Below are 8,382 nucleotides of genomic sequence, written 5' to 3' on the forward strand. Positions count from 1 at the left end.
ATTATACTAATTGAGGGGCAAACTCCCCTCCTTATTTTCAAGGAGGGGCGGGGGTGGTTGATTGAGTTATCTCCTATGCCGGGGAGCAGTCTGCCCTTTTCAGGGTTGTCATTGCGAAGGAAGCTTTTTCAGCTGACTGCGGCAATCTTCTCTTTTACGAGCGGCATCCAATTGTTCCCGTTTTGATCATGTATCTGTTTTATTGCCTTCGAAAAATATCTTTGATGATATGGAAATTTAAGGCACTCGCTATCCCCCTCTGGAGGGGACAGGGGGAGGATTATCTTATTTGATGGAAAACTTCTTTCTTTTTTTAAGCGGCCTGGTTCTAAATGAATATCATAATAAAAGTAATGTTCAGAAAAAAAAATATTTTCAAAAAACCAGGTAAGTTTTGCAACCATTTTCGGATTATAGCGTCATGTAATTAAACCAGACCAAATTCAATTTTATCAACACATGAAACTTAGCCTCTTCACCGCCTTTTTCTTATCGCTTTCGATAGGAATGGCATCTGCGCAAAGCCACAAAATTCCAGTGATCAAAGCGAGCGCTTTGAGCGTTAATATTAAGGATGATAATGACCCGGTAAGGCAAAATGCATGGACTATTGTTCCAGCCGAAAAGCTTGATGTTTACAACACCTCGGCAAAGAAAGTAACCTTCTTCACGGATAAAGAATCCATTTCTTTCAAAATTGACCCGAAGGTTGGGGAGTATAATTTTATTATTCTCGTCAATGGAAAAGATACAGCCAGAACGCAAATCAAATATGACGCGAAAGCGCCAAGCCGAAGACCAATTGCTTATCTGGATACCCTTCGCAAGGCCGAAAAATATAATTACAAAGATAACCGGGAGGTACCGAAATTCTCTTATCAATCTATGGAAGATCCTAATCTGGTTAAAATCAGAAAAGACTTAAAACTGGATTCTATAGCGGGCAAAGGAAATGAGCTCTCTAAAGTTTTTAACTTATTGCACTGGGTTCATAATTTAGTGAGACACGATGGGAGTAGCAACAACCCATCCCTTCAAAATGCTATCGACCTGATTAAAGTTTGCCGGGAAGAAAATCGTGGCGTTAATTGCAGGATGTTAGCAACGATACTAAACGAATGTTATTTATCATTAGGTATTGCTTCACGCCATATTACCTGTATGCCTAAAGAAACTAAATTTGATGATTGCCATGTCATCAATATGGTTTATAGTAAAGATCTGAAGAAATGGATATGGATAGACCCCACATTTGATGCTTATGTAATGGACGAAAAAGGGGCGTTGTTAGGTGTACAAGAGGTTAGGGAACGATTAATCAAGGGACAACCATTGGTACTCAATGCGGATGCCAACTGGAACCGTTCTACGCTGCAAACTAAAGAATATTATCTTCAGTATTATATGGCGAAAAATCTGTATCGTCTACAAACACCATTAAACAGTGAATATAATTTCGAAACTTCAAAAGCCGGTAAAACTGTAACTTATGTTGAGTTATTGCCCCTGGATGGAATTGTTCAAAGCCCTCAAAAATCAGAATTTACGGGTAAGAATTCAGGGGTGAGGTTCGTTAATTATAAAACCAATAACCCTGATTTGTTCTGGACTAAACCGGAATAATAGCAGGACTGTATCTAAGTTTTCTTTAATAGCCTTTTTAGTTGATATCTTGGAGCACTCGCTATCCCTCCTCTGTAGGGGGCAGGGGGAGCATTAGCACATTTGAGGGGCCAACTCCCCTCCTTATTTTCAAGGAGGGGCGGGGGTGGTTGATTGATTTATCTCCTATGCCAGAGTAGTGTGCCTTTTTCAGGGTCGTCATTGCGAAGGAAGCTTTTTCAGCTGACTGCGGCAATCTTCTCTTTTACGAGGGGCATACGATTGAGAAATCTCCTTAATCAAAGGGTAGACGATTGTAGATTTTTTCTACGCCTCATCGGCGGCGGGCCTCCTACTTTTCCCTTGATGGAAAAGTAGCAAAACCGAGCCTTTCGGCGAGCTCATTAATGCTTATAAATAACAATAACAAAATATTAATAACATCAAGGCGTGGATCTAATTTCGGGTAAAATCGTTAAAGCTTTAATTTCGGCAACACAAGTTCCGATGAAGAATCGGAAAGGATGCGTTGCCTTGGATAGTGGTGGTTTGAAAGTTTTTGCATAAGCTTTAACGTTTTTCCCTCTCCATTATCTCCTATGCCGGGGAGCAGGGTGCCTTTTTCAGGGCCGTCATTGCGAAGGATACGGAAATTAAGGCGGTCGCTATCCCCCTCTGGAGGGGGCAGGGGGAGAATTAGCATATTTGAGGGGAAACTCCCCTCCTTATTTTCAAGGAGGGGCGGGGGTGGTTGATTGAGTTATCTCCTATGCCGGGAGCAGGGTGCCTTTGTTATGGGCGTCATTGCGAAGGAAGCTTTTTCAGCTGTAGCGGCAATCTCTTCGCTTACGCGGGAAGTAGTTTAACAAAATCCAATAGTTCCACTTGGTAAGCAAATGCACTACATAAGCTACAAATTTAAACATGCCTTAAAATGCAATCATCATGCCTTAGGACTGGGATAGGACTGACATAGGATAGCAATGAAAAATCAGTATTTATGAGCAACAAGTTTTTAAAATGTTTTTTATTAGTTGACAAAAAAACAAAACCAGGGGATGTGGGGCGGGTTATTGCTTTCTAGCAAGTGAGTGTCGCCAGCAGCGGTACTGCAAGGCATATTTTTCGGATCAATGAGATATCAATGCCGGAATAATCTACATACGCTTCAAACGTAATGTATTGGTCTTTACTTGTTCAATATCAATCGAAGATTTCGAAGTACCCTTTTCGCCTGGGCCAAACTCTTGCCAGTTAAAATACTAACATCCTTCGGATAAATACGTACTCTTTCATGTGAAGTTTGAATTAGACCGCAACAGATCTGGAGGTGCCATAGCCAACAGCATAGCTGAAAACTATCCTTCCCAAGCAGTAATAAAAGAATGACTTATCAGACAACAAACTAAATATCTCCATTTGTAGTATTAGCATTCGCTATTCTCAACATTTTTCGGACAACCAGTTGAAGGTTAGCAGTGAACTGCTAACCTCATTCCTTTTCAATTGAATAACCTAAGCGTTTTTTAACGTCGTCATATCAATTACGTAACGGAAACGAACTTCTTCATTCTTTACCTGATCGAAAGCGTCATTGATCTCTTCAATGTTGATCATTTGCACTTCTGGACTAATTCCGTGTTTGGCGCAGAAATCCAATACCTCCTGGGTTTCTATGGTACCGCCAATCAGCGAGCCGCCAATTGTGGTGCTGAGTTTTGCGACTTCCATGTTGTTTGTGGCTTGCTTGTAAGGGCCAAGAAGACCAACTGTAACAAATGCACCCCTACGTCTGAGTAATGGCACATAATCATTAACGTCAAATGCATATGGGATAGTTGCCAAGAGAAAATCAAATTTTGCCGCTGCACGCTCCATTTCATCTTTATTTTCAGAAACGATTACCTCGTCTGCACCTAATTCAATTGCTGCTGATCGCTTTTCTTCTTTAGTGGTTATGGCGGTTACTGATGCGCCCATTGCCTTAGCTATTTTGATTGCAATGTGACCCAAGCCACCTATGCCAATGATACCAACTTTATGACCGCTTGTCACTCCAAAATGTTTTAGCGGAGAATAGGTGGTTACTCCTGCACATAAGATGGGGGCAGCTGATTTAATATCCAGATCGGTAGGAATGTTCATGACAAACTTTTCCTGGGCAACAAGATTGGTGGCATAACCGCCAAATGTATTAAAGGCCGGATCTGGTTTCCAGTAACCATTATAGGTCATGGTTTGGCCATGAGGTCCTTCGCAAAATTGCTCTTCTCCTTCTTTGCAAGGGGCACAAGTTTTACAAGAGTCTATCATACATCCCACCCCAACAATGTCGCCCTTTTGGAATCGCGATACCGCGGCGCCTATTGCGGTTACCTTGCCAATGATCTCATGGCCTGGTACACAAGGGTAGATCGTATTTTTCCAATCATTATTTACCTGATGCAAATCTGAATGGCAAACACCACAATACAAAACCTCAATCAGCACTTCATCGTCTTTGGGTTGATCTCTTTCGAATGACATCAGCTCAAGTGTTTTGCCGCCAATTAGCGAACCGCTTGCACCATAGCCCTTAGTTTGAATTTTTTCCATAGTAAGCTTTTTTCTAAGGCAACATTTCCGATCAAAAAAAAGTTTGTTCAAAAACAACCACTCGCAGGAATTAAGCGGTCAGTTTACAATTAAAACATTCGGAAAATTTATGAAGTCCGCGATGTAATTTTCCTATATAATTTCGCATATGGGATTCCTATGCGGTATAATTACGTTTTTCTGCAAATCCTCAACCATATGCACATAAGCCCGTCTTTTAGATATTTTGAAAGACATCTCTTAAAATGAATAATTTGGAATTTATAATTCTATTAACACCGTTATCTGATGTTCATCAAATGATACCTTTAATCAGCAGCTTTCAAATCTGCAGGTATTGGTTATTCGAACTGCGTGATAATTATTGGAATCTAAATAACCATTCTGGTTGTGCTGATTGTCGTTATCATCCATAATGCAGAAATTATAAACAGCATCTTTGCATAATGTCTATTCCTTCCCGTTTTTTTGTCGTGACCATGCTATTGGTGTTTTCTGCTATTTCCGCTTTTGCCGCTGATGGCTGTTATGTATTTCTCAGTGTTCCAGAGCCAAGAATTTATTATGTACAGCAACCAGGGTCTACTGGAACTCCTGTGCAATTTTTTCAGGGAAGTCCTTTTTATAATGTTAATTGCCCCGCTGGTGCATCAACCGCAACGACGCATCCAGTAATAACGGGAGATGCAACTACTCCAAGGATGAATTGTTGGGCTGAAAAGTATCGTGGAACTAACTTTAATAATTCGGGGAACTATATATATAATGGATATCTCGTCAGTTATACTTTTATGCCATGCCCAATTGACGATTATATTGTTATAGTGATAATTGGAATGGCAGGGGCAGGCGTGGTTAGGTTGAGGAGAAAGAATTTAGCCTAATTATTCAGAGAACATATTAGATAATTTATCTCCATCATCCGATGATAAAATCGTTTGACACGAGTTCGTATGCTATCACTATTCACGATCTAAGATATTCAGATGCAGTATTTCAAGACAGCGCCGTGAGGTTCAATTTGTTTTGTCTGAGAACTGTGATCGCAGCACAAGCAGTTGCAAGTAATAAAATCCAAACATAGCCATCAATCGGCACATTGGTACAAGTACCACCACCACTTTCGTTGTAGGCTGTGCCTGTATTAACCGTAAAAGTTGTAGCAGTTCCGGAGGTATAACTCGAAGAGGTGGTACCTGTACCAGTCTTAACATAACATGCATCAGCTGCCCCAGTATTTAGCGTGATGCAAGTTAGCCTTGCCCGATCCACACCTGTAGCACCATCCGTCCAGGTTGTATACCTCACACCCCCGGTTCCCTGATAAGTTGGTCTTCCACCAAAAGATGTAAAGGTAATTTGATAAACTCTATACTGCGAACCTACTGTTATTGCGCAGCCTGCAGGGGTACTGGTGAGCGGTTGAGCAAAGGCATACAAGCTGTTCAACAACAAGATAATCAACAAAGTTTTTTTCATCGGGATGACTATTAAACTGTTATACTATAAAAGCTAATGGTTTACTGCCTATGCCTGAAGGTTAATAAAAATCGAGCTGTTAACGACTAATCAAATGCCAATCAATTTGACTGTCAGAGAAAAGGGAATAGCATAAAATGCATAGGGCAAGCAACTAAGACATAACGTTCAGATGATAGAGATATTTTGTTATCATAGTGCTGTGTTTAAAACAAGTAATATTATTACATTTAAAATAAACTTAGACGTTAACTCAAAACTTACCCGCTGTTAAAAATACGCATTGAAATTAAATGCACCACATAATTGTATGTTGGTCTGCTGCTTATAATTCACTTAATTCTACACTTCAAGCTATTTTCGAAAACCGAATATTTTTATTCATTTTTACCAATCAAGCTTTAAGTCTTTTTAAATGGTTTGAAATGAAAAAATATATAGTCTCATTTTGTATTCTTTTATGGGTTAAAACGTTGCATGCCCAAAACGTTTCAAATCTGAAAGTGCCAATAAAATACGATTATAATAATTCGATACTATCATTATCAATATTAAATCCTTTTCAAACTCCTATTAAAGTAATGGTAACATCTGGAGATTCCACTGTTGACTCTAGGTTTAACAATAGGGTTATATTACTGGCAGCAAAGCAAGATACAATGACAACTCTTGGAGAAATAGAGCAAACGAAGGAATAAATATACGTTACTTAGAACTCAAAAACAGAACTTTAGAGATAATCAAAGTTTAGTGAAGAAGAGGCGAAATGAAGATGTCCTGACCAGAAGTGGCGGAAGAAAAAACTTGGCATCAGTTTATGCTGTCGGATCAAGTGCCAGCGTTGTTACATGCAGCGAATGCGGTCCAGGAAATTATTGCCCTATGAACTTAGTTGCTTATTAGTTAAATAAAACCAATACCGCTTGGAATATGATTCTTAGCTTCATATTAAAATCGAAAAGATGATGAAAAGATTATTAATTGTAATTGCCGTTCTATCCTCAATACATGCCTGGGCACAACAAGGTATTAAATTTGAGGAAACATTGAACTGGGAACAAATTAAAGCTAAAGCTAAAAAAGAAAATAGTTACATATTTATTGATGCTTATGCTACATGGTGTGTCCCATGTAAAGAAATGTCTGCAAAAATCTTCTCAAAACAAGAAATCGGGGACTTTTACAATAAAAACTTTATTAACGTAGCCATCCAATTCGATAGAAAAAGTACAGACAATAAGCGTATCAAGGAATGGTATAATGATGACGGAAAAAATCAAGGATAATTTTAAAATATTGGCATATCCAACTTACCTCTATTTTAATCCCAATGGCGAGTTAGTTTACAAAATAGTCGGGGCAAATTATGATCCTACCTCATTTTTAGAAAATTCTAAACTAGCGCTTGATCCAAAGACTCAGTATCCGACTTTAAAGGATCAATTTGTCAATGGAAAAAGAGATACAGCTTTTCTTGCAACTTTAATTAAAGCAGGAATTAATTCATCTGACATGAAATCTCTGCCAACCTTTATAAATTCTTATCTCAAGAGCCAAACTAATCTCCTTACGAAGCAGAATATTATTTACATATTCTATGGGACGCAAAGTACAACAGATTTTGGATTCGAAACTTTGCAGAAACATTCCGAAGCAATTGATTCAGTGATAGGTAAAGGGTTTTCAAGAAAAACCGTAAATCGCTTAATATTCAATGAAACGGTTTTCCCGATGTTAAAGACTAATGCAGTTATAAAAAATTATGGTGGAGGTATGGTTGATTATCAGGGCGATTTAAATAAAAGTGTAGATTGGCAAACGGTAAGTAATCTTGTGAAAAATAAGTTCCCTGATAGGTTAGAAGAAGTAAACAGGTTTTCTAAAACATTATATTACCAATGGGCTGAAGATTGGACGAAATATGCTGAGGTTGTGTCGGAATACCTGGAAAAAAATCCCAATCAACTAAATCCTGATGAACTCTCCGATTATACTGAAGTTATATTTCAATTCAGTAACGATAGTAGTCAACTGCAAAAAGCGGAAAGCTGGTCTAAACTCTCGATGGCATCTAAGGGAACTGACCCTATTCGATATAAGGTTATAAATACAAGGCTCATGTACAAAAACGGAAAGAAAGCTGAAGCAATCACTCAAATGCAAAGTGTGATTGATAGTTTAGGACAAACCTCAGGTCAGCTTGTAGATGAGGTTAACAAAATGAAAAATAACGAAAAAACATGGTTTTAGGCTGTTGAAAGCATATAAAAGATATTTTATCTTGATATTGAAGTAGACCTGCTGATAATCAGAAAGCGAAAAGTAACGTACAGAGGAACCAGGCTGATCGCTAATCAGTTAAATATCGAAGGCGTATTGTTGGCAATGTTGCTAACTGTGTTATAAAAATAAAATATTATAACTTGAACAGATTTCGATAGAAAAAACAGCTTCCCATGTTAGATATGTTGTCTCAAAAATCGAATCTCTACGCAAATCTTTAAGAAAACAAATCGCATTTAGAAAAAATAAATGAATGCAACCTCAAATGACTAATTTTCGTCACAATCTTATGAAACGAATTTTAATAGTAATTATACTATTCACACCATGGATAGCAAAAGCTCAGAATGAAAAATCATTGATGGCCGATAGCGTAAGAGCTTACTTAGATAGCAGTTTAAATATTATTAGAAAGCATTCTCT

At 38.3% G+C, this 8,382-nt stretch carries 7 protein-coding genes; 5 read left to right on the plus strand and 2 right to left on the minus strand.

Annotation, left to right across the window (positions count from 1 at the left end; genetic code table 11):
• The first annotated feature begins 459 nt into the window (after positions 1 to 459).
• Positions 460 to 1,623, plus strand: a complete 1,164-nt coding sequence (locus ON09_RS24520) for a transglutaminase-like domain-containing protein (RefSeq protein WP_010602977.1) — start codon at positions 460 to 462, stop codon at positions 1,621 to 1,623.
• A gap of 1,494 nt (positions 1,624 to 3,117) precedes the next feature.
• On the opposite strand, the gene ON09_RS20690 is transcribed toward ON09_RS24520, so the two are convergent.
• On the minus strand, positions 3,118 to 4,197 hold the full coding sequence (locus ON09_RS20690) for an NAD(P)-dependent alcohol dehydrogenase (RefSeq protein ID WP_010602979.1): 1,080 nt from the start codon (positions 4,195 to 4,197) through the stop codon (positions 3,118 to 3,120).
• Positions 4,198 to 4,643: 446 nt separating this feature from the next.
• Between ON09_RS20690 and ON09_RS20695 the strand changes: the two genes are divergently transcribed.
• Positions 4,644 to 5,081, plus strand: a complete 438-nt coding sequence (locus ON09_RS20695) for a hypothetical protein (RefSeq protein WP_010602980.1) — start codon at positions 4,644 to 4,646, stop codon at positions 5,079 to 5,081.
• A gap of 112 nt (positions 5,082 to 5,193) precedes the next feature.
• On the opposite strand, the gene ON09_RS20700 is transcribed toward ON09_RS20695, so the two are convergent.
• Entirely contained in the window at positions 5,194 to 5,676 is a 483-nt protein-coding gene (locus ON09_RS20700; protein ID WP_010602981.1) for a hypothetical protein, read from the minus strand.
• Positions 5,677 to 6,101: 425 nt separating this feature from the next.
• Here ON09_RS20700 and ON09_RS20705 point away from each other — a divergent pair, with 425 nt between their 5' ends.
• The 3 genes from ON09_RS20705 (at position 6,102) to ON09_RS20715 (ending at position 7,926) form a co-directional block, all read left to right on the plus strand.
• On the plus strand, positions 6,102 to 6,374 hold the full coding sequence (locus ON09_RS20705) for a hypothetical protein (RefSeq protein WP_157259035.1): 273 nt from the start codon (positions 6,102 to 6,104) through the stop codon (positions 6,372 to 6,374).
• Between the two features lie 264 nt (positions 6,375 to 6,638).
• Positions 6,639 to 6,962 (plus strand): thioredoxin family protein, encoded by a 324-nt coding sequence (locus ON09_RS20710; protein ID WP_051010249.1) that lies wholly within the window; start codon positions 6,639 to 6,641, stop codon positions 6,960 to 6,962.
• Complete coding sequence (locus tag ON09_RS20715; protein ID WP_157259036.1) at positions 6,937 to 7,926, plus strand: hypothetical protein; 990 nt, start codon at positions 6,937 to 6,939, stop codon at positions 7,924 to 7,926. Before ON09_RS20710 ends, ON09_RS20715 begins: the two co-directional genes overlap by 26 nt.
• Positions 7,927 to 8,382 lie beyond the last annotated feature (456 nt).

Origin of the sequence: Pedobacter agri PB92 (genome assembly GCF_000258495.1) — a bacterium.
GTDB lineage: Bacteria > Bacteroidota > Bacteroidia > Sphingobacteriales > Sphingobacteriaceae > Pedobacter > Pedobacter agri.

Bases quoted from the DNA above. Each gene is read 5' to 3' on its own strand.
- ON09_RS20700 (WP_010602981.1), bottom strand. From the start codon at position 5,676: ATGAAAAAAACTTTGTTGATTATCTTGTTGTTGAACAGCTTGTATGCC.
- ON09_RS20705 (WP_157259035.1), top strand. From the start codon at position 6,102: ATGAAAAAATATATAGTCTCATTTTGTATTCTTTTATGGGTTAAAACG.
- ON09_RS20695 (WP_010602980.1), top strand. From the start codon at position 4,644: ATGTCTATTCCTTCCCGTTTTTTTGTCGTGACCATGCTATTGGTGTTT.
- ON09_RS20690 (WP_010602979.1), bottom strand. From the start codon at position 4,197: ATGGAAAAAATTCAAACTAAGGGCTATGGTGCAAGCGGTTCGCTAATT.
- ON09_RS20715 (WP_157259036.1), top strand. From the start codon at position 6,937: ATGATGACGGAAAAAATCAAGGATAATTTTAAAATATTGGCATATCCA.
- ON09_RS24520 (WP_010602977.1), top strand. From the start codon at position 460: ATGAAACTTAGCCTCTTCACCGCCTTTTTCTTATCGCTTTCGATAGGA.
- ON09_RS20710 (WP_051010249.1), top strand. From the start codon at position 6,639: ATGATGAAAAGATTATTAATTGTAATTGCCGTTCTATCCTCAATACAT.